Origin of the sequence: Lutimaribacter pacificus (assembly GCF_900142185.1) — a bacterium.
In the GTDB taxonomy this organism is placed as follows: Bacteria; Pseudomonadota; Alphaproteobacteria; order Rhodobacterales; family Rhodobacteraceae; genus Lutimaribacter; species Lutimaribacter pacificus.
The window spans coordinates 36,375-58,265 of sequence record NZ_FQZZ01000011.1 but is presented as its reverse complement, the minus strand read 5'-3'; the positions used below and the strand labels follow the sequence as shown (position 1 = coordinate 58,265).

Sequence of the window (21,891 nt, the reverse complement as noted above, 5' to 3'; positions counted from 1 at the left end):
GTCAGCCCCCGATATGCAGAGATAGGATCTTGTTTCCGCCCCGGCTGGCGACGTAAAGGCGGTTGCCGTCCTGCAGAACGCTCGTCACCCCGTGATGGGTTCCGTCAGCGCGGCTGTGATGGCTGGACACGGGAATGAAATCCTCGCCCAGCCGGATAACCAGCCCGTAGGACCAGCTCGGCGCCCACGGTTTGAGAATGCCCAGCTGCTTCACGCCCCCGCCCTGCAGCGGTTCCAGAAACGACTGACGACTTTTCATCGACGGGGCCACCCAGTGATCGGGATGAATCTCCGCGACCATCCGGTTCCGGTACCCTGCTTCGCGCAGCACGAATTCAACCATCTGGCTGCGTGGCGCGAAAGCGGCCAGCCAGTATCCACCGCCCTCTGCCCTGGCCAGACGCGCGGGATAGGCGGGCAGATCGGAATACAGTTCTTCCCGCCTCTCGGGACGGTTCGGATCGATCGCCAGCAGCCTGTGCTTCCATCCCTCGGAAACGACAAGCCGCCCATCCTGCGCAAGCGCGAGTCCATAAGGATAGCCAAGACCATTGGCAATCTCCGTCTCCTGACCTTCCCGGCTCAACCAGACCGACCCTGTTCCAAGACCGGCCCGTCCGCCTTCCATAAGATCGCGCTTCCAGTCGGCGTTGCGATTGTTCGCCGATCCGTTCGCAACGACCAGCGCATCATCGAGAAAAAGCAAGGCCGTCGGATTTTCCAGATGACTGCAAACCCGCGTCTCGGCCCCGTCCGGCGCAACGATCATGACGCCCGCCCCGTCCAGCCCGACGGCAAGCCGGTCATCGGGGGAAACGGCAAGCGCCGTAATCGCAGCCGGAGCTTCCAGAACGGTCTGCCCATCGCTTTTAAGGATTTTCGAACCCGACGAGAAAACCACCTCGCCGCGATAGGAAACCACGTTATCAGGCGCTTCCGCTTCGCAGACGGTATCTGCTTCTTCGATATCCTGGTTCGGCCGCAACGCCCCATCCAGCAGCGGCACCCGGACCGATGCGTCACCGCGCCCTGTCAGTTCATTGAACACCCGGCGAAAAACGCTCATTTCTTCCCCCAGTAGTGATCGCAAGAAGTCCAGTCGGGGTCGGCGTCTTTCAGGCGATAGCGTCCGATTCTGTTGTTGGACAGCCCCCCAAGAAACAACGAGCCCTTGTGCTCACGCATCGAGGTGATCATCGGGTGGTTGGCGCCCGCCTGATCCCACAGCGCCTCAAGGATGTTGCCCTCTTCGTCGAACTTCACCACGCAACCGGTGTTGATGTTCGGATAGATCCATTCATCCTGCGCCACACGCCGCGACATCCGCCGCCGAAAGCCGGGCATTTCGGCCGCCAGATCCATCGCGGGCGTGCGCATCCCGACCAGGGCAAGCCAGTAATTCCCGTCCGATGCCCGGTTGATATTGTCCGGGTGCCCCGGAAGCGCGCCGATAATGGTCTCGACCGTGCCGGCCTTCGGCCCCTCGATCCAGTAGCGTTTGATGGTGCAGCCGAAGGTTTCTGCATAAAGCACGGACTTGCCGTCGAACGAGACACAGACACCGTTGGCAAAGCGGATGTTCCGAACGACCGTCTTGGTCGATCCATCACGCGGATCGTAACAGAGAATACGGCCATTGCCCCTGGCCTCGATGGAATCCACCGGCCAGTCATGCATCTCGTAACGGATTGTCCCCTCCGAGAAAAACACCCGCCCGTCGGGCGCGATATCCAGATCGTCCGCCAGCCTCAGCCGGGAATCGTCGTTGATCGAGAAAGGTGTCCGATTGGTCTCATCGGTCGCCTTCACCACCTCCCTCTCGGGCGTGATGTAGTAGAGTCCCATACCGCCCACGCAAACGTACAGATTGTCGTCGCGGTCAAAGGCCAGACCCAGCGGCTGCCCGCCGATATGGGCGAAAATCTCTTTCTTCTTATAGTCCGGCGCAAGGAACCGGACGATGTCACCCTGACGCGACCCGCAATAAAGGTTGTCGTTGCGGTCCAGGATCACATCCTCGGGCGCCTCGATTTCGCCAAGCCCGATCAGTTCGACATCATGCAGCCGGTCATTGACCTCGTAGGCCGAGCCGGACCCCGCCTGCGTCGGCGGCGCCGGGGGAAGTTCGTTCACTACGGGTGAGACGTAGACACTGGCCAGCAGCTTGTAGCGGTTCTTCAGGAACCTCACATCGAGCGTCGCAGCCAGCAGCAGGACCGCCCCCAGGGCGATGGAGCCGACGCCGCTCGGCATCCCCATGCGAATGACGCTGTTGGTCACGACAAGAACCGTGATCGCCCCCATGATCGCTTTGGCCGAGGACGCCCGCCCGCCACCAAGCGCATTACCGCCCAGAACAGCGGCGGTCAGGGCCGCCAGTTCCAGCCCCATGCCGGCATCGGCGCCAGCGCTCGACAAACGTGCGGCATACATGAACCCCGCCATGCCAACCAGAACGCCCGCGCCCACATAGGTACCAAAGACGGTCCAGCGCACCGAAATGCCCGAGTTATGTGCCGAACGGCGCGATCCGCCGACAGCCATGATCCGCCAGCCCGGCCGTGTGCGCGTAAGCAGGACGTGAATGACCAGAGCAGCGACCAGCAGAACGATGGCGCTGAACGGAATACCGAAAACCGATCCCATCGCAATGAAATCCCAAACCAACGAGTCGGGAAACCCCGCCGAGATCGACACCGCATGCCGAAGCAGCAGCATATCCACCACGGCGCGCACGATGATAAGCGTGACCAACGTCGTCAGGAAGGCGCGGAGACGCAACAACCCCACAAGAAAACCGTTCAGCAGCCCGACGAACGCGCAGGCGGCCAATGTGGCCATCAGCGCAGCCCAGACCGGCCAGCCCAGAATGTGCATGGTCGCCAAGGCAACGAAATTCGCCAGTGCGAAATTGGACCCGACCGACAGGTCGATGCCCCCCGCTCCGATGACAAGCATCATCGCCAATACGATCAACCCGAACTCGCCAAGCTGGCGCACCATGTTGACAATGCTCGAAGGTGCGAAAAAGCCATCGATCAGGCTGCCGAACAACGCGATCGTCAACACCATGAAAAGGAATGGCGCTACATTCTCAACCCACTTCTTGGCCAGAATTTCACCCAGAAGGTGATCCGGTATCAGATCATAGCGCAGTCGGATCAGCTGGCTTGCCAGAGATTTCTTCCGTGCACCGATAGCCGCGCCCGGATTGGGAGTGTTCGCAGTCATATTCCTACCCAGAAAGAGGGGATGGCGAACCCGGCCACGAAGGTCATGAAAGCCGGGTTCTCACTCTACAAGACGGTTTACCGGCCTTCCGGCAGGCTCCAGCAGCTGTTGGCCTGCAGGCTGTCCTTTGTCAGGACCGTCAGCGGGGAATACTGAAGGATCTTTACCGAGCCCGCTTCGGGCTTGAGCTGGAGAAGGGTCTTGACCATCGTGTTCAGATCCCGGCCCTGCCCCATTGCGTCATAGTTGATCAGCGCGTCGAACACGTCACCGCTTACGGCATCGCAGGCCGACGTAGCGCCACCGCCCGAGGTGATGATATAGACATCGTCGGTCTTTCCGGCTTCCTTGATCGCCGCGGCCGAACCGGTGTCCATGCCATCCCAGAAACCGATCACGCCACAAAGGTCGGGATGCTGCTGCAAAACCGTCTGGGTGATGGCCTTGGCCTTCGAGGCATCCCAGTCGGCGGCCTGGTTCGAAACCACCTCGATTTCGGGATGCTCGGCGAAGACGCGCGACACCCCCTCGATCTGATAGACCGAAGCGCCGCCTGTCAGAACGCCCTGCACGATGGAAACCTTGCCCGATTTGCCGCTTCCCTCACCGCATTGCTCGACAATCCGTTCGGCGGCCATTTCCCCCAGGCGGTTGTAATCGCTGCCGACATAACCTTCTGTCAGGTAAGCGGATTTCATGTTGATCTGCAGAACGTAGATCCCTGCTCTCTCTGCCTGCTTCAGAAGACGCGCATAGGACTGGATGTCGGGGTTCTGTACCACGATCACGTCCGGCTTTTCCGAGATAAGTTGCGTCAGCGCCTGCGCACCGGCATCGGTGCTCCAGTTCGGGTCGCGCACCTCATAACCGTATCCAAGCTCGTTCGCCTGGGTTTCAAGCTGATGGCTCCAGGCCTGGCTCAGGTCGAACCCCATCGAGATCGGAAGAAAGGCGACTTTCCTGCCTTTGAACGTTTCCTGATACCCCGCGCGATCGGGGTCAACGATACCATCGGCTAAGGCCGCGGTTCCTGCTGCAAACGCGGCCAGTCCGATGGCCGTACAGATAGCTCTTGTGAATGAGCGCATAACGTCAAGTCCTCCCATTGGTTTGGTATTTCCACAAAATCCCGTTTTTCGCGGGAAATCAGATATCTCCTTGTTGCGCGGTCTGCTCGTCCCGGGGGTTAAGCAGGCTGTCAACGATGATTGCGATCAGCAGGATCATGCTCTTGATCACGTTCTGCACAGTGTACTGGATATCCATGATCGTCATTGCATTCAGCAACGTGCCGATCAGCAACGTCCCCACAAGAACGTTCCGCACGCCCCCCTTGCCGCCCGACAGCGAAATCCCCCCGATGACGACAACGAGAATGACATCGTAGAGCATGGTCGAGTTCACGATACGCGTGTTCATGCTGCCAACGCCCGTCGCCGTGATGATCCCTGCGCAATAGGCGATGGTCGACGACAGGATATAGGAAAGCACATAGAGCTTGCGCACCGGCAAACCGGTAATCCGTGCCGTGGACGGGTTGTCGCCGATCGCATGAATGAACCGGCCGATCCGCGCATATCGCAGGAAAAGCGCCACAAGCCCGGCAAACAAAAGCAGGAACAGAATCGAGACCGGAATGCCGAACACACGACCGGCACCAAGCCAGCTCAGGCTGCCCCCCTCTGGCGGGATCAGGACGATATCCTGGTTGAAGAACCCGAAGCGGCCCACCCCGTAGATGAACAACCCCATGGCCAGTGTGGCAAACAGTGCCGGAATCTCGACATAGGCGATCAGAATGCCCGAGACCGTGCCGACAAGAACGGCGAAAACAAAACCGGCCAGAAGCGCGACGGGAATACTGTAGCCCTGCTGAAGCAGCACGATCGCCCCAGCGACGGAAACCGCCATCGTCGCAACCATCGCCAGGTCGATCCCACGGCCGATCACAACGATGGCCATCCCGATCGCGAGAATTCCCAGAACCGAAACACTGCGTAACAGGCTAATCAGGTTCCCTTCGGTAAAGAAGTTCGGAAGCGCGACGGAAAGCGCAACGAAACTGATCGCCCAGATGATGAAAACGATAAGTTCCTGATGAATTTTCATGTCGACGCCATCGTCGGCAGGTTGATGCAAGTCATCATATGCAAAGTGAAACTCCCCCTTGGCGCCGCGATGTTTTATCGTCTGTTTGTCAGACATAACTGCAAAGAGCGTCGGCTAGTCAAACAGTTTGTGACGTACTCGGGGTTTTTTTATGCCTGCGCTTCCAGGGGACTTTGCCGGACGCCATCCTGTGATGTGCGGGCCGCGCTTTACGGGTGTTGGGCACGGATCTAACGCAGATCCACAACCTCGACCCATCACTGGCGCTGAAGCTGGTAGCGGAATGCGGCACGGACTTAGGCGCATTCTATCGACGCCTCTCGGCGCGGATCGGTAAGCAAAAGGCGGTGACGGCTACGGCGCGCAAGATTGCCGTTTTACTCTACAATGCAATCCGCCATGGCATGATATATCAAGATCAAGGAGCGGCGGCCTACGATGAGCGTCACAGGCACCGTATGCTGTCGAACCTCCGACGTCGGACCAAGACACTTGGTTGTGCGCCAGCACCTATCCCGAAGGCAGCCGTTATTTCTCAGGAAGGAAGCGCACCTCGTGAGGGCGCTTCAATATGGCGTTACTATGAGCTTGTGAACGACCCGGCCGCGTTGTGTCATCGGCACAAGGGCACTCGCGGTGGCAACCGAAGGCCGAACACTGCAGCCAACAATCAACAAGATAGCGATAAGGGAAGAAATGGTAGCGGAGGAGGGACTTGAACCCCCGACACGCAGATTATGATTTTCCCTGTGAGCAACGCAGTTCACATTTACGTTTCAGCAACGAAAGTGAGACGTACGGAACAATGCGTCAACTCGCTGTCACGGCGACGGGTTGTGATAGACACGTCAGTGGCCCGGCCGGGGATTCAATGCGAAAGACCTTAACCGAAATCGGGGACGTTTCCGGTGATCACACCAGCCTGCCTCCATCCTCCCATTTTAGTCAGATCGACCCTGCGCTCAGCGGAAAGCCATAGATACTGCTGCCCTCCAGCCCCAGTTCCCGGCGGAGCACGCGGCTTCGGACTGCGCAATTCAGGCGGTCCAGGGCAAGTTCGGAGCGTAGTTCGGCAAGTTCGGCCTGGCGTCCGTAATATTCCTCCTCGTTGTCGAGAAGTTCGGACAGTTGCCGCGTTCCCATGTCGAAATACTGGCTGCGATAGAGTTTGCGCGTTTCCGAAAGAAGCCCGATCTGCCGTTGCAGCATCTCGCTCTTTCGCTCTCCCGTCGCCAGCGAGCGAAGCAACCTCCGCTCGTTCAGGCTGTCCTCCAGGCCGGCATTCTCCAGCTTTGCCCGCGATGCGGAAAGGGCGTTGCGCGCCGCGTTTGCCCTGGCCTGAAGCGCACCGCCCTCCAGAAGGTCCGACCGGATATCGACATCGACCCCGGCCGGCAGCCTGCCGGCGCCAATTTCCCCGCGGATCACCGGCTTCAGGGAGATTCGGGGAACACGCGCCTTTTCCGCCTTTTCAAGCGCAAGCTGCGCCCGCGCCAGCTCCAGCCGCGCTATGCGCAGATCGTCGGTTTCGCCCGCGGCTTTGCAGCTTGCGGGCCGTATCCGAACCTGCCCGCCCCGCGACTGGCCCGTCAGCAGAACCAGCCGGTCCCGCGCCTCGGCCAGCGCCAGTTCCGTATCCGTCACCAGGAAGGCCGCGGATTGCACCCTCTTGCGGGTTTCCAGAAGGTCCGTGGACGAGGCGGCACCACTGTCGACGCGCCTTGCGACAAGAGCCTCCAACTCGCTCAGCGCCGTCAGCTGGTTCCCGTAGATTTCGAGCAGGTCGCCCTGCAACTGAACGGCATCATAGGCCGCCAGCAGGTCGATCAGGACCTCATCCACCGTTTTCTGAAAGGTGATATAGTCGATCTGCAGGTCGAAATCGGCCAGCTTGACGGCACGGCGGCTGTTACCCCCGTCAAAAAGCAGTTGCGAGGCTTGCAGCTCCAGGGCCGGATCTCCGCTGCCGGCATCACCGGCGCCCCCGACCATGGTCAGGGCAAGGCCCGGGAACAACGCCGCCCGCTGTACCCGGACCTCGTCCGCGCTGGCGGATACGAGACCCGCGCTTTCCCGAACCGAGGGGCTGAGCAGCAGACCGTTGCGGGCGGCACTTTTGCCGCCACCTCCGTCGGCGGGGGTCAGGGCGGCAAGCCCCTCGGCCTTTTCGATAATCGCCGCTTCCAACCCGTCGGGTTCGGGCAATGCCGCGCATCCCGCCACGAGAACGCACGCGGCGATGAACGGAACCGTCGTCCTGAACAGCCTTAAACGTATCATGCAGGGCTCAGTTCTACCGCCCGAGAACCAGGTCCGCACATTGCGGACGACGCCAGACACCATGGGTAAGCCGGCCCTCGTCGTCGAAGAACACGCGGTACTGGCAGATCAGCCGGTCACGTCCGGTCAGCGGCAGCGAGAGATGATATTCGAAGGACCCGTCATTGTAGCCCACAGCCGGGCTCCCCAGCGTCGCCCGGACATCGTTCAGGGGCTGGCCGACGGCGATGCTGCGCACCTGCGCCACGTTGCGGCGGGTGCCGACCCGGGCATAACGCGCGTCCATTTCGGGGAAGGCCCGCGAAACCGACGTGAACCCGACCCTTGGATTCACCTGGTTGAGCCGGTCGCCCTGCTGCGCCCCGGCAGGGCCAACCGGCAGAAGGGCCACAAGGGCTATCGTCAGAAGCACGCTGCGTGCGCCGAACCATCGTGTCATATCGGAAACCTCTTTTCGATCATGGAAGATGTTGCAGGGAACCGTATGCGGAATAAGCGGTCATCGTTCCCGAAGCGCCTCCTGCGCGCGGTTGAATGGTTTGATGAGGTATTGCCACACGGTCTTTTCGCCGGTCTGGATATCGACCACCGCGATCATGCCCGGAACGATCGGAAACCGGGTTCCGGCCTCGTTGACAAGGTAATCCTCGCGGGTGCGGATATAGGCCCGGTAATAGACCTGTTCGGGCTTCACCTCGTCGCGCACGGTGTTGGGCGAGATCGTGACCACCTCGCCGGTCAACCCGCCGAAGATCGCGTAATCGTAGGCGGATATCTTGACCTGCGCCTCTTGCCCGGGGTGGATGAAGGCAATATCGCGCGGCGAGATGCGTGCCTCGATCAATAGCTGGTCGTCCATCGGCACGATGGTCATGAGCTGCCCGCCGGGCGGGATCACACCGCCGATGGTGGTGACCACGATATCCTTGACGATCCCGCGCATCGGGGCGCGGAACACCAGACGTTCGAGTTGGTCGGACAGGCCCCGCATGACCGATGCCTGAACCTCGGCCTCGGCATTGACGCGCTGCAATTCCTCACCAACCTGCACGCGGGTATCGGCCCGGAGCCGGTCGATCTCAAGCCGGGTCGCGGTCGCTTCGCGGCGCAGGCGGATCACCTCGACCCGGCTCGCGGCGCCGCTGTTCTGGAGCCTTTCGGCAATCTCCAGTTCCTGCCGCGTAAGTTCCAACCCCTCGGTCAGGCCCGACAGCGCCTCGTCCAGGCTTTTGCGGCGCGACCGGAACAATGCCATCTCGTTGGCACGCAATTGCGCGAAACGTTCGCCCGACAGTTCGTCGGGAAATGTCAGGGTATCGCGGTCATCCAGTTCCGCACGCAAACGCGCCGCTGCCGCGATGGCCGCATGGTACTTCGCCGCCACCTCTTCGACGCTCGAGGCCGACCGCGTCGGATCGAGACGTGCCAGGATCTGCCCTTTTTCGACGATATCGCCCTCGCGTACCGAGATCGAGGCAACGATCCCACCCTCAAGCGACTGGATCACCTGCTCGCGCGAACTGGGCACCACCGTGCCCTGGCCGCTGGACACTTCCACCAGCGGAAAATACCACGCCCAGCCCAGGAACAACGCAAGCATGGCGAAAACCAGCCAGACGAGGCGGCGTTCGGGCCGCGCGGTTCCCCGCTCTGCGATCATAACCGAGGCGGTCATGCCGCCACCTTTCCGGCGCGCAGTTGCGCCAGCACCTGATCCTTGGGTCCGTCCATGGCGATCGCGCCGTTATTGACCACGATCAGCCGGTCCACAATCCGCAGCATGGCCGGCCGATGGGTGGCGACGATGACCGATGTGTCGCGCTCCAGATGCCCCAGCATGTCGATCACCGCTGCCTCGGACACTTCGTCGAAAGAGGCGGTCGGTTCGTCCAGCAACAGGACATTGGGACGGCGCAAAAGAAGCCGCGCCAGAAGCAGCCCCTGTTTCTGGCCACCCGACAGGCCCAGCCCGCCCTCGAGCACCATGTGATCCAGCCCTTCGGGAAGCCGGTGGACGAAATCCGCCAGCCCCATCCGGCCGAGTGTTTCCAGAATGGTCCCGTCATCCGCGCCGGGCGCGCCAAGCGTCAGGTTCTCGCGCAGGGTGCCGTGGAACAGCCGCGCGCCCTGCCCCATCAGGCTGATATCGCGCCTCAGATCGGCCGGGTCGATCAGGCCCATCACCACGTCATCCACACGGACCTCGCCCGCCAGCGGCTCCAGCAGGCCGGCCAGACCGGCCAGCAGGGTGGATTTTCCCGCGCCGTTGCGCCCAAGGATCGCGATGCGCTCACCGGGGGCGATGGCCATCTGGCCAACCTTCAGAACGGGGGTCTGCGGATCGTGGCCGAACAGGGCATCCTTCAGCCTGAAATCTCCGTGGATCACCGGCTTGTGGACGCGTTGCTCTTCGGCCGAGGCGTCGACCGGCAGGGCCATCAGCCCGTCAAGCGCCTCGCGCGCGACCTGGGCCTGCTGCCAGCGGTTGATGATCTGCGTGACCGAGGCCAACGGGGCCAGCATCCGCGACGACAGCATCGAGGCGGCGACAAGAACGCCGGTGCTCATCTCGCCGGCCATCACCAGCGGCGCCCCGAAGAAAATCACCACGGCGAACACCCCGCCCTGCACCGTCTGCGCCCAGGACGACAGCCGGTTCACCAGGTCACGCAGCTCCATCGACGATCCGGCGGTGGTTTCGTTGTAGTGGTTCCAGAGGTTCTGAAACCTCGCCTCGGCCTGCAACGACTTGATATCGTCAAGGCCCTGGATCGCCTCGACCAGCATCGCGCTGCGTAATGAGCTTTCGCGGGTATTGGCCTCGGCCAGGCGGCGCAGGCGCTTTTGCGCCAGCAGGCCGGGGGCCACCAGCAGAACCATCGCCACCAGCGGAATCCAGACCAACGGCCCCGCGATATAGTAGAACAACACGCAGAACAGCAGAAAGAACGGCACATCGGCAATCGCCGCCACCGTGCCCGAGGTCATCATCTCGCGCACATGCTCCAGTTCGCGGATTTGCGAGATAAAGGTGCCGGTCGAGCGTGGCCGGACGGTATTGCGCACCCGGAGCGCATGGCCGAAGACCCGGTCGGAAATCCGCAGGTCCGCCGCCTTGCCCGCCAGATCGGTGATCCGGCCGCGAGCGATACGCATCACGAAGGCAAAGACGGTCGCCATCATCACGCCGGCAAACAGCACCCAAAGCGTGCTCATCGACTGGCCCGGAACCACCCGGTCATAGACCTGCATGGAAAAGATCGTGCCCGCCAGCGCCAGCACGTTGGCCACCAGCGAGGCGACCATGACCGCGCGATAGGGGGCCATGTCGGCCAGCACGATGCCGCGCAGCCAGTCCGGGCGCCAGGGCGCGATATAGTGGTCGACCCGGCGGTCGGGGCGGCCAGCGCTCGGGCGCAGCACGAACAGCCGCCGCAACCGGCGCTCCAGCTCATCCCTGGCAAAGGGGGTTTCCAGCCCCCCGTCGCCCGCCAGAACGACGACGAACCCCTCGGTGGTTTCGCGCTCGATCACCCCGATCTCGCCGCTGTCGAACTCGGCCACCAGCGGCAGGCGCAGCGAGGAAACCGCGTCGCGCCCCAGCCCCGCCTCCCGAACGGACAGGCCGGCGGACCGCGCAAGCCTGCCTATCCGGTCGCTGTCCGGCGACCACGCCAGATCGAGCCGCACCCGTTCGGGCGAAACGGCGATACGGTAATGCGCGGCCACGCGCAGCACCGCGTCCATCCACCCCTCGCGGGCAGCGGTGCCGCTGTTTGCGGATCGCAGGGCGTTCTGATCCGCCACCATCGCCTCAGATCTCGTAATGCGCGCCGGACTGGAGGTCGTCGTCAAGCGCAGACCCCGAAGCGTCCCCGCCCCAGTCCGAAGCCCCGGCCGCCCTGCCCGCGTCATCGGACGGGATCGGATCGCCAGCGTCCTCTTCCGGCAGGCCAGCGGTCAGGTCTTCGCCGTCCCTCCCCGAGCCCAGAACATCGTCAAGCCCAAGCGGTGCGGTGTTATCCTCCGCCGCCTCCGGCTCTGCCGCTCCGTCGAGCGACGCCAGGCCGAAACCGTCCGCCGCCCCAAGCGGCAAAGCGAACGGCATCCCGAAGGGCGCGGCGGGCGGCGTGACGGTCACGTCCTCGACCGCCAGGGTGACGCTGCCGCCGGCAAGGGTTCCGGTATAGGTGCCGTCGCCGTTATCGCTCCAGTCGCCGGACAGCGACAGGGCGTCCTCGGACGATCCGCGCACCGTCAGCAGGTTGGCGCCATCGGTCATCGCCTCGACCTGCCCGGGGGTCAGGTCGGTGATCCCGTTGACCCCCGCGATCCCCAGATCCAGCGTTTCGACATTGCTCAGCTGCGCGGCCAGATCGGCACCGCTCAGGCTTTCGCCCTGTCGCAGGTGCACCGTATCCGCACCGCTGCGCCCGTTGATGGCGTCACCGGTCCAGATCAGGTTATCGTCGCCGGTCGTGGGCAATTGCGCCCGGACGTTGAGCGTCAGGGTGCTTTGCGTATCCGCCGACACGTCCGCCCCATCCACGGTACGTGCCGTCACATTGATCTGAAGCCCTGCGGCACTGCCATCCATATCGGTCAGCGCGCTGGCCGCCTGGCTGAAGCCCAGCGCATCCAGATCGGACTGGCTCAACCCGGTCAGGGTGTAGGTGTCGCTTCCCGCGTCATAGCTCACGTTCGCAGTCACGATATTCGTCCCGATATAGAAGGACGCGTGTTCCCCCAGCCCCTGAAGCTGCAGCGTTACCGTTTCGGTGCTTTCATCCGACGCGGCGGTAACCGATGCATCCTCGAAATCGACCATCGAGGCGTTCAGGTTGAGCGGCACGATCGTCCCTTCCAGTCCGAAGGAATTGGTCGGGTTCAGGGTGACCCCGTCGGCAACCGGCGTCACCGTGACATCGCCAAGTTGCAGAACGTCGACACGGGTGTCCGACAGCGTGGTTTCCCCCGAGGCGACGCTCAGTTCCAGATTGTCCAGCGTCCCGCTCCAGTTCTTCGGCGGCAGGATACCGATATAGGGCGGCAGCGGGTTGCCGTCGCTGGTCAGCACCCAAGTGTTCAGCCCCCCGGTGCCGCCCGCGTTCGTCGCCATCGAGGCAAGGCTGGCGTCGTCCGCATCGGTCCCGGTGTAGAGCAGGAAACCCTCCGGCAGGTTCGACAGAAGCACGGTCAGGATCGCCTCGGACCCGTCATCGTCGTTCAGCACCAGCGACGACAGGTCGATCTCGATCAGCGATGCGTTGGTGGAATCCGCCGCCTCGGCGCCGCTGATCGGGCTGGCCGCAAGGCTCACCCCGTCATTGCTTATCTCGACCGTCAGGGTTTGCGTGCCGGTCGAGGTGATCTCGTCCGCACCGGCTTCGACGTTTCGCACCCAGGCATCGACCGTGACATCGCCCGCGGTCATCGTGTCGGGCGTAAAGACCAGATCGAGCGTGTCGCCCATATCGACGCCGGGAATGACGTAATAGGTGCCGTCCGGGATACCGTGGACACCGCTGACGGGTTGCGGCGTGTAGGTGATGCCGCCCAGCGTCAGTTCCCCTGCGCCCAGCCCGTTGGTGCCATCGATCTGCAGGTACAGATCGCTTGCGACCGATCCCGCTGCGCCGTCGGCCGGGTTGGTCACGCTCAGCGTCAGCGGAATCCCGGTATCGGTCTCGGTCAGCACGCCGTCGGCATCCGCCGCGCCCAGCGCGATCGGGATGTCGGCAGGGTCGGTCACCGGATCGACCGGGATTTCCACGGGCGCGATCGTCGCAACGTCGGAACTGCCGCCGATGGCGGCGGTGGTCAGCGTGGCATTGAACGAAAGCGGCCCCGAATTGTTGTCGTTCGCGTTTTCCGGCGCTTCGAGGGAAATGCCATCCATCAGCGCGTCGAGCGTCGCCTGAACGGCGGCCGCGTCGTCGCCCGGATCGGTCGTCACCGAGGCGGTCCAGACCTCCTGGCCGCCCACCACCGAACGTACCATGCCGGTCACCTCGGTGCCCGCAGGCAGGTCGGTGATCGTGACGGTCATGATGCTGGCCGGCGTGCCCGGCGGAGTGGATACGGTCGCGTTGATCATGTCGGACAACAGGAAGCTCGTGTCCTCGGTCGCGACCGCGTCATTGTATTCCCAGGTCTCGATGCTTGGCGGCTCACCGGGCGCACCCGGGGCGAAAATCGTGGTCAGGGACCAGGTAATGCTGTCGTCGAGAATATCCGTCCCGACCCCGGCCTGATTGCCGCGATCCTGCGTTTGCACGGTGACGCTGATCGGCACATCCGTCAGACCGCCGGCGGCCTCGCTGACCGTGAAGGTCACGGGCAGAACCAGCCCGCCCGCATCGTCCACCGGCAGGGCATCGTCCCCCTCGTAGAGCAGCAGCCAGCTTCCGTCGCCCAGCATCTCGCCATCGTCGAGGGTCACGCCGTCGGGCACGCCATCGACGATCACGCGGATCAGGTGTTCGCTGCCGTCGCTGTCGGGCGAAGCGATGTTCAGGTTCAGCGTCACCTGTTCATCCGCACTGGTCACCGTGACATTGTTACCCGTCACGGAACCGGCGCTGCCGCCCAGGCTGATATCGTCAATCGTCAGCACCGGTTGGTCGGTTACCGGCGTCGCGCTCAGATCGAAACGTCCGGGCGTCCAGTCGCTCGTTGCATCGGCCACGCTGCCATCGCCCGGATCGGTGATCCGGTAGAGCAGGTCGAACCTGCCCAAGGGCCCGTCGAAATGCTCCGCGCCCTGCGCTTCCAACTGCGCCGCCTGCGCCGCGGTCAGTTCATAGTAGTCGGCGCCGCCCTCGGTGATGACGGGCAGGCCCGCCGCCGACAGTTCCACGCCGCCGAGGTAGAGCGTGAAATTCGCGCCGGTAAGATAATCCACCCTGATCGCCACGCCCGCCAGCACCTCGTCCGTATCGCCATTCTGGTGGACGATGCCCAGGTTGATCGGCTGGCGCATATCCTCGGTCAGGACCGCCTCGGTGGTGACGGTGGCTTCGGGCGACGGGGTCACGGTGAAGCTGACCGGCTCGGGCGTGCCGGTCAGCGACGCGCCGTCATTCTCGGTCGTGACCGGCACCACGCTGAATTCCACCTCGCCGCTGAAGTTCTGCGGCACCGTGATTTCAGCCGTGGCAAGCTGCCCGGCCTGAAGCGCCCAGACCCGATCCTCACCCGTCACACCGGGGCCGGTCAGCAATGTCCCATGCGACAGACCGAACCCGTCGGGCAGGCCGGTGATCTGCATCGTCAGCGTTTCGGACGTATCGTCATCCGTCAGCATCACAGAAACCAGATCGGCCAGCGCCACGCTGGCGGTGCCGGAGTCGAGATCGGCCTCGACATAGGTTTGCGGGGTCGTGCTAACGCTGGCCGCATCGGCAACACCGCGCATGGTGACATCCATCATCAGCGTGGTCGCATCCGACGTATCGCTATGGACGGTCCCGCCACCGAGATCCAGTTCATCGACCGACCGGGCCGAGACCGTCAGGGTAAAATCATCGTTGCTATTGGGCGGCGGCAGCAGGGTAAGCGGTGCGGAGGGATCGAAATCCGTGATCGTGACGCTGCCACCCGTCACCGTCAGCGGGCTGCCGCCATAGCTCAGAACGGCGCCGTCCGGGATATCCGAGATGGTTATGTTGAAGGTTTCGGACGGGTCAGAACTGGTCGGACGGATCGCCAGCGGAATCTCCGTATCCTCAAGGCCCTGCGCCCGTGCGGCAAGCGACAGGCTCACATCGTCGGCCACCGGCGTGATCAGGACGTTTTCCAGGTAGGCCTGGCCGCTGACCGCCTCGACACTGGTCCCGCCATCGTCGTCGGTATCGACGGTATAGGCCTGCACCCCGATGCGGAACTGCCCCGAGAAATCGGGCGCCGCACGGAATTCCAGCGTGCCCAGCGCACTGACCGGCACGTCGACCGGCGAGCCGTCGAAGATGGCCGTCCTGGTTACACCACCCTCAACCCACCGGAACTGGGAGCCGATGGCATCGGCCTGCGATCCGTCACCGTTAAGCAATTCGGGCGTGAGCCGGGCAAAGGTTTCTTCACCACTGTCCTGGTTGCTCCAGCCCGCGGTCAGGTCGAAACCGTCGCTGTTCAGGTCGAACCAGGCATCCTCTCCCGCCGCGCTGGCATAGGTGACGCCCGGTGTCATGGTCAGGTCGTCGGTGCTGTCACCGTCGGAATCGTCGCCGATCACTTCGGCCACCGGGTTCACCGTCACGACCAGGTTATGCGTTGCCGTGGCGGTATCGGTCACGGGGACGCCATTGACGATGCTCGTGTCCGCGCTGGTGATCGTCAGCGGGATCGTTGCGTCGCGGCTGTCATGGGCGGGCGGCGTGATGCTGAAACCGTCGAGCCAGGCTTCACGCTCGGCCTCGGTGCCGCCGGTGAATGTGATCGTGTAGGTCGATCCTGACTGCCCTGCGGTCGCGTTCGCCCAGGGCGCCGGTGCCGTCACCTCCCAGCCGGGGGACACGTCGAAGGAAATGCCGGTGATGACCTCGGTCCCGCCCGCGCCGGTGCTGGCGTCGGTCAGACTGACACCGGCAAGGAAGGCGATGGGCATGTCCTCGTCACCTGTCGCGGCCCCGACCTGCACGTCATCCGCCACCGGCGTGACATACAGGTTCAGCGTGACGCTGTTGTCACTGGTATCCGCTTCGGGCTGCCCCGCGGCGCCCGGTGTCGGATCGGACAGATAGCCGTCCGCATCGTAATCCTGCGCCTTCAGCGTCACGGTGATCCCTTCCAGATCGCCACTGAAATCCGCGGGGCCGCCGATATTGATCGCAGGGAAGCCGACGGTGTCGCCGCTCAGGCCCGGCGCCGCAATATCCACGCTGGCGCCATCCGCAACGGTATTGCCGTTCACGACAATATCGGACCCGGTGTTGTTGGTGATGGTGAAGGATCGTATTTCGCTGCCGTCGAGATCGTCGAAACTGGCTTCGAGGATATCGGCGATATTGACGGCGCTATCCTCGGCCAGTGTCACGTCGGCCTCGGTGGCACCGGTGAAGTCGATATTGTCGGCATTGGAGACCGAGGACGCATCTGCGGTCGTGTCAAACTCCAGAACGGCCGGGTCAGTAGCAGCCTCGACATAGACCATCACGCTATCGCTGCTGGTCGCGCCCGATATGCCGGGCAGGGCCGCGCCCGTGCCGTCCACCTCGTAGCTGGTGACGCTGTAAGTCACCTCGAAATTCGCCGAGGCATGTTCCGGCGGCAGCACTTCCAGCGCCTCGAAATCGGTGCCGGACATCGTCAGATCGCCGGTTGTGCCACTTACCGACAGGCCGGGATCGCTCAACGCGATGGTCACTGTGCCGCTAGCGTCGACGACATGGCTATTGCCGCCCCAGATCAGCGTCGCACCCTCCGGCAGACCCGTCAGGGTGATCTCGCCAATTCGCTCCGGCGTGGGGTTGTTGCCCGTCCCGGTGCCGTCATCGGTGATGACCGGGGCGTTCAGCCCCAGCGCCACCGCGGTATCCTCAACCGTGTTGATGTTCGCCGCATCGACCGTGACCGTCGCCGCATCAGCCACCGGGGTGACGTCCACCGTCACGGTCGAGGTCACATCCGCGCCCTCGTCATCCTCGGTCACGACGTCGAAGACCTCCTGCCCGCTGAAATTCGGATCGGGCTCATAGCTCAGTTCGCCATCGGGGCTGATGGTGACGGTGCCGTGCTCGGTCTTGTATTCCATGCCACCGCCGGAGGCCGGGGCGCCGGTCAGGGTCAGGCCGTTCTGCACCAGATCGGTATTGTCCGAGGTCGCATCGGCCGAAATGTTGTAGGAAAAGCCGCTGCTGTCCTCGTCGACGGTCCGGTTGATCGTCGTCTCCGGGGTATCGTCCACCACGGTCACGGTGAAACCGGCCGTATCGGTATCGCTGTCGCTGTCCTCGACCTGCACACTGAAGGTCAGGTCCAGATCCGCCGCACCGCCATGATCGAGCGGCCGCAGCAATTCGAACGTGTAGCCCGCCGATGCGTCGGTCGGATTGGTCAGCGTCACGACGAAGACCGGATCGGATACATCGCCGGTATGGGCGGTCAGGGTATGACCATCGGCGGACAGTGTATATTGCACCGGCGCACCGCCGGCCTCCAGCCCGGCCGGCGGCGTATTGCCAGCCGCCAGCGTGACGTCAACGCTATCCTGCCCCGGCGTCAGGTCGAGCGACCCGCTTACCTCACACTGAAGGGCATCGGGGTTACTGCCGGTCGCCAGATGCTCTTCGTCGATGGTCGCATCGTCCGGCGTGCCCAGTGCGGGCACCGTGTCGGTCACGGTGATCGCTTGCGTCGCCGAACCCGGCGAAACGTCGCCATCGGCGTCGATGGTCGTATAGCTGAAATCGTCACGCAGCTCGGTATCGCTGCCCGGCTGGACGTGATCCGCACTCGCCACCGGCGTGTAGGACCATGTGCCGTCGCTGGTGACGGTCAGTTCGCCATATTGCGTCTCGACGGTCTGATCCCCGCCATCGGGGATCACGACCGAGGCGCTTGCGCCCGAACGGTCGGTATAGGTGATCTCGTGCACCCGCCCGCCATCGGCACCCAGCGTGTCGTTGGCCAGCAGGTTCGCCCCGCCATTGGCCGACCCCACGGCGGCACCGCCTTCGGCCACGGATACCGGCGTATCGTCCACGGGCGTCTCTGGCGCATCGTCCTCGACCGCGACGATCAGCCGGTCCACCCGGGTATCGCCATCGGCGTCGACCGCGGCGATCTGGATCGTCTCGCTGACAGCGGCGTCCGACCCCGGGGCGGCGTGATCCTCGGTGTTGTCGTCCAGCGCGTAGGTATAGCTGATCGTGCCGGTCCCGGCATCGTAGCCGGTGATGGTCAGCGTGCCGTATTGCGTCGTGACATCCACCGGCGTGGTCGCGGCATTCTGCAGATCGGCCAGCGACACCGTGGTGCCACCGCTTACCGCGCTGCCGGATACCGCACCGCCGATGATGACGTGATCCAGATCGGGGGCCGCATCGAGTACGAAGGTCGAACTGGCCGTATCCGAGCCGCCGCCGGACCCGCCCGGCAAGGCGGATTCCTGAACCGCGATATCCTCGGGTCCGCCCGCCACGTCGTCGGTGATCCCGACGCCGGTCACGCTGCGATCGGCGGTATTGGTGTTGCCGTAATCATCCTCGGCACTGACCGAAAGCGTGACCTCGTCCGTGCCCAGCGGGGCGGAAAGCGTGACGCTCCAGGTACCGTTAGACTGCACCGTCGTGCTGTAGGGGATGCCGTCCACGTCCAGCGTGATCTCCGCCCCCGGCTCGCCTGTGCCGGTGACCACCGGCGCCTCGCCCTCCACGATCAGGACCGGGTCGATCGCCACGGGCGTCACGGTATCCTTGAGGATCGTGTCGGTGGTCGTCACGGTATTGCCGGCCGCATCTTCGATCCCGGCGGTCACGGTCAGCGTGCCGTCGTCCAGCCCGCTCAGATCGGCCGTCACCGAATAAGAGCCATCAGACCCCACGGTTATGCCAGCTGCCGGAACGGTCACACTGTTGGTGCCGTCCGAAATGGTCAGCGAGGTGACGGTGCCGCCCACCGCCGCATGGCCGGAAATCGCCACGTTTTCCAGATCGTCCACCGAGGAAAGCACATCGTCGGGCACGGTCGCGCCCAAGGGGCTGGCATCGTCGGCAATATCCACGCCGGCAATGTTGATCACCCAATTCGCTGTTGCGGTGGCATTGCCCGTGCCGCTGCCGTCATCGACGGTATAGGGCAGAACAACCCGGCCCGGAGCGTTAGGGCCGGGCACGAATGTCAACTGACCATCGCCGGAAAGCGAGACCGTGCCGACGCCCCCGCCCAGCGTGATGCTGCCGCCCGGTGCAATCGCCTGGCCGTCGACATGGGTGACCACGAGCGTATCATTCGTGTCGACATCGGCGTCATTGTCCAGAACGTCCAGAACCGCCGTATCACCCACCGCGATCAGCGAGGCGTCGTCTTCCGGCTCGGGCTGGTCGTTGGTGCCGTTGATCGTGACCGTCACGGTCACCGTGTCGGTCGCGCCCGCACTATCCTCAACTGTCACCAGATAGTCCTGGGTCAGAACCTCGCCCTCGCCCAGCGCGTCGATATCGGCGTCATCGACGCTGAAGGTCCAGTCGATCTCGCCGGTCGCGGGGTCGATCCCGCCATGCGTGAAGCTACCCAGGTATCCGGCGCCCTGCGGGGTCACATCGACCGACAAGGTATCGCCGGTATCCGCATCGGACGCGTGGATCGTGCCGGTCTGGGTATGGGTGTCGGTGTTCTCTCCGGCCGCGCCATCGGTAATTTCCGTCACCGTGGCGGTGATGTCGGACCCGCCCGAGATAACGGGCGCGTCGTTGCTGCCGGTAATGGTGATCGTCACCACCTGCTCGTCATAGCCGCCGTTATTGTCGGTCACCCGCACGGTGATCTCGTCGGTAATGGTGTCGCCCGCACCCAGCGCCTGCACGTCCGGGTTGCCATTGTCGAGCGTGTAGCTCCATTGCCCGGTCCCGTCGACACTCAGCGTGCCATAATCGCCGGTCCCACCCTCGACGCTCCAGCTGTGCATGTCGGAGGTATCCACATCGGTTTCCGAAAGCTGCCCGGTGATCGGCACGGTTGCACCTCCGGTCACACCGCCGGTGTTGGCACCCGAGATGACCGGATCGTCATTCGTGCCGTTGATCGTCACCTCGATGGTGCTGGTGGCGGTGCCATCGACGGACTCCACCGTCCAGCTTTGGACGATCGTTTCACCCTCGGCAAGCGACTGCACCTCGGTCAGGGAATTGTCGACCTCATAGCTCCAGTTGCCATCGGCATCGACGGTCAGCGTCCCCAGCGGCGTGCCGCCCCCGGTGAAGGTCAGGCTGCCGGGGTCGAATGCGCTTTCACCGGCATCCGGGTCGTCCACCGTCACCCGGCCGGACGTGCCCAGCATACCGGTGCCGCCGTCGGACTCCTCGGTCACTTCGCCTGTGTCATCGGTCACCACCGCCACGTCATTGGCACCGGTGACAGTCACGGCGATGGTTTCGGTCGCCGTTCCGTCGAGGCTGGTCACCACCAGTTCGTCGGTCACGGTCTCGCCATCGGTCAGGGCCTGCGTGGCCGCGCGGTCGTCGTCGAGCGTATAGGTCCACGCCCCGGTTGCCGGATCGAAGGTGAAGGTGCCGTAGGTGCCGCCAAGGCTGGGCGGAGCCTGGAAGACGGACTCGCCCGGATCGGCGTCAGTCACCGTCAGCGTGCCGCTGGCGGTGGCGGTGCCCGGTGTGCCATTGGCAGTGCCGCCGGCCTCAACGGCCGCGCCGGTATCGTCGCCCGTAATATTTGCTGGGCTGGTTACGGTCACAGGAACGGTCACGGTAGTGGTGCCGCCGTTGCCGTCGTCCACCGTCACCTCGAAACTGTCGGGACCGCTGTATCCCGGGTTCGGCGTATAGTCATAGCTGCCGTCCGGGTGCACGATCACCGTCCCGTTGCCGGGGCCACCGCTGACCGTATAGGTCAGACTGTCGCCATCCGGGTCGCTGGCCGTAATCCTGCCGCTGACCGCCTCATCCACGATTGTCGTCACCGGATCGGCCGAGGCCGTCGGCGGGGTGTTGGCGGGTCCGCCGCCACCACCACCGGCAGCTGCACCGGCGGCCAGAGCCCCAAGACCGGCCAGAAGCGGGAACGGAACCGCCACGGCGACAGGATCGTTGATCTCGGCAATGTCGAACCCGCCGGTCCAGTTCTCGCCGTACTGCGCCCACCAGGTAACACCGTTCCCATCCTCGAACACGAGGTCATTGCGCCCATCGGCAGTCACGACAAAGAAGTTCTCGATCACCAGGATCGTGCCGTCTTCAAGGACGAGCACGAGATCATTGCCGTCCCGGTCGAACCGGGCAACCTGCTCGGGGCCGATCTGCACCTGGATAACGCTCGGTTCATCGGGAGAGATACGATCCCCGTCAAAACGTTGCGACGCGCCGTTTCCCGATTTCGGAAATACCTCTGCTCTCATATCGACCACCTGCACGATGCCTGCTGCATATCGCGTGGAATGGCTGCCCAAGGAGATGGGCGGCCGGGACGCGCCAGCCTTGGATTTTCTACGCCCGCTGCGGGCATTTTAACGTTTTATTAACGGTCCCGCCCAACGGGCCAACTGGTATGGCTACCAGTTGAACAACCCTTGCGAGCATACCGCGCAAGGTCGGGGCCGAT

Annotated in this window: 9 protein-coding genes; all 9 read right to left on the bottom strand. The window is 63.6% G+C overall.

The genetic code is table 11. From position 1 onward, the window contains the following. Position 1: 1 nt before the first annotated feature. On the bottom strand, positions 2-1,066 hold the full coding sequence (locus F3H87_RS19420) for an SMP-30/gluconolactonase/LRE family protein (RefSeq protein ID WP_149789578.1): 1,065 nt from the start codon (positions 1,064-1,066) through the stop codon (positions 2-4). Then, the gene (locus F3H87_RS19415) at positions 1,063-3,231 is read right to left on the bottom strand and encodes an ABC transporter permease (protein WP_149789579.1); all 2,169 of its coding nucleotides are present in this window, start codon (positions 3,229-3,231) and stop codon (positions 1,063-1,065) included. The genes F3H87_RS19420 and F3H87_RS19415 overlap by 4 nt, the downstream gene beginning before the upstream one ends. 77 nt (positions 3,232-3,308) lie before the next feature. After that, positions 3,309-4,319 (bottom strand): sugar ABC transporter substrate-binding protein, encoded by a 1,011-nt coding sequence (locus F3H87_RS19410; RefSeq protein ID WP_149789580.1) that lies wholly within the window; start codon positions 4,317-4,319, stop codon positions 3,309-3,311. Positions 4,320-4,377: 58 nt separating this feature from the next. Continuing rightward, positions 4,378-5,436, bottom strand: coding sequence for an ABC transporter permease (locus tag F3H87_RS19405; RefSeq protein WP_223228140.1), 1,059 nt, complete (start codon positions 5,434-5,436; stop codon positions 4,378-4,380). Positions 5,437-6,285: 849 nt separating this feature from the next. Further along, a complete protein-coding gene (locus tag F3H87_RS19395) occupies positions 6,286-7,620 on the bottom strand; it encodes a TolC family protein (protein ID WP_188129286.1) in 1,335 nt (444 codons plus the stop codon). A gap of 13 nt (positions 7,621-7,633) precedes the next feature. Then, entirely contained in the window at positions 7,634-8,059 is a 426-nt protein-coding gene (locus F3H87_RS19390) for an outer membrane protein assembly factor BamE (protein WP_149789582.1), read from the bottom strand. A gap of 60 nt (positions 8,060-8,119) precedes the next feature. Continuing rightward, entirely contained in the window at positions 8,120-9,295 is a 1,176-nt protein-coding gene (locus tag F3H87_RS19385) for an HlyD family efflux transporter periplasmic adaptor subunit (RefSeq protein WP_149789583.1), read from the bottom strand. Continuing rightward, entirely contained in the window at positions 9,292-11,367 is a 2,076-nt protein-coding gene (locus tag F3H87_RS19380) for a type I secretion system permease/ATPase (RefSeq protein WP_149789618.1), read from the bottom strand. Before F3H87_RS19380 ends, F3H87_RS19385 begins: the two co-directional genes overlap by 4 nt. 67 nt (positions 11,368-11,434) lie before the next feature. Continuing rightward, positions 11,435-21,688 carry a VCBS domain-containing protein gene (locus F3H87_RS19375; RefSeq protein ID WP_149789584.1) on the bottom strand — a complete coding sequence of 3,418 codons (10,254 nt, stop codon included), beginning with the start codon at positions 21,686-21,688 and terminating at the stop codon, positions 11,435-11,437. Positions 21,689-21,891: the final 203 nt, after the last annotated feature.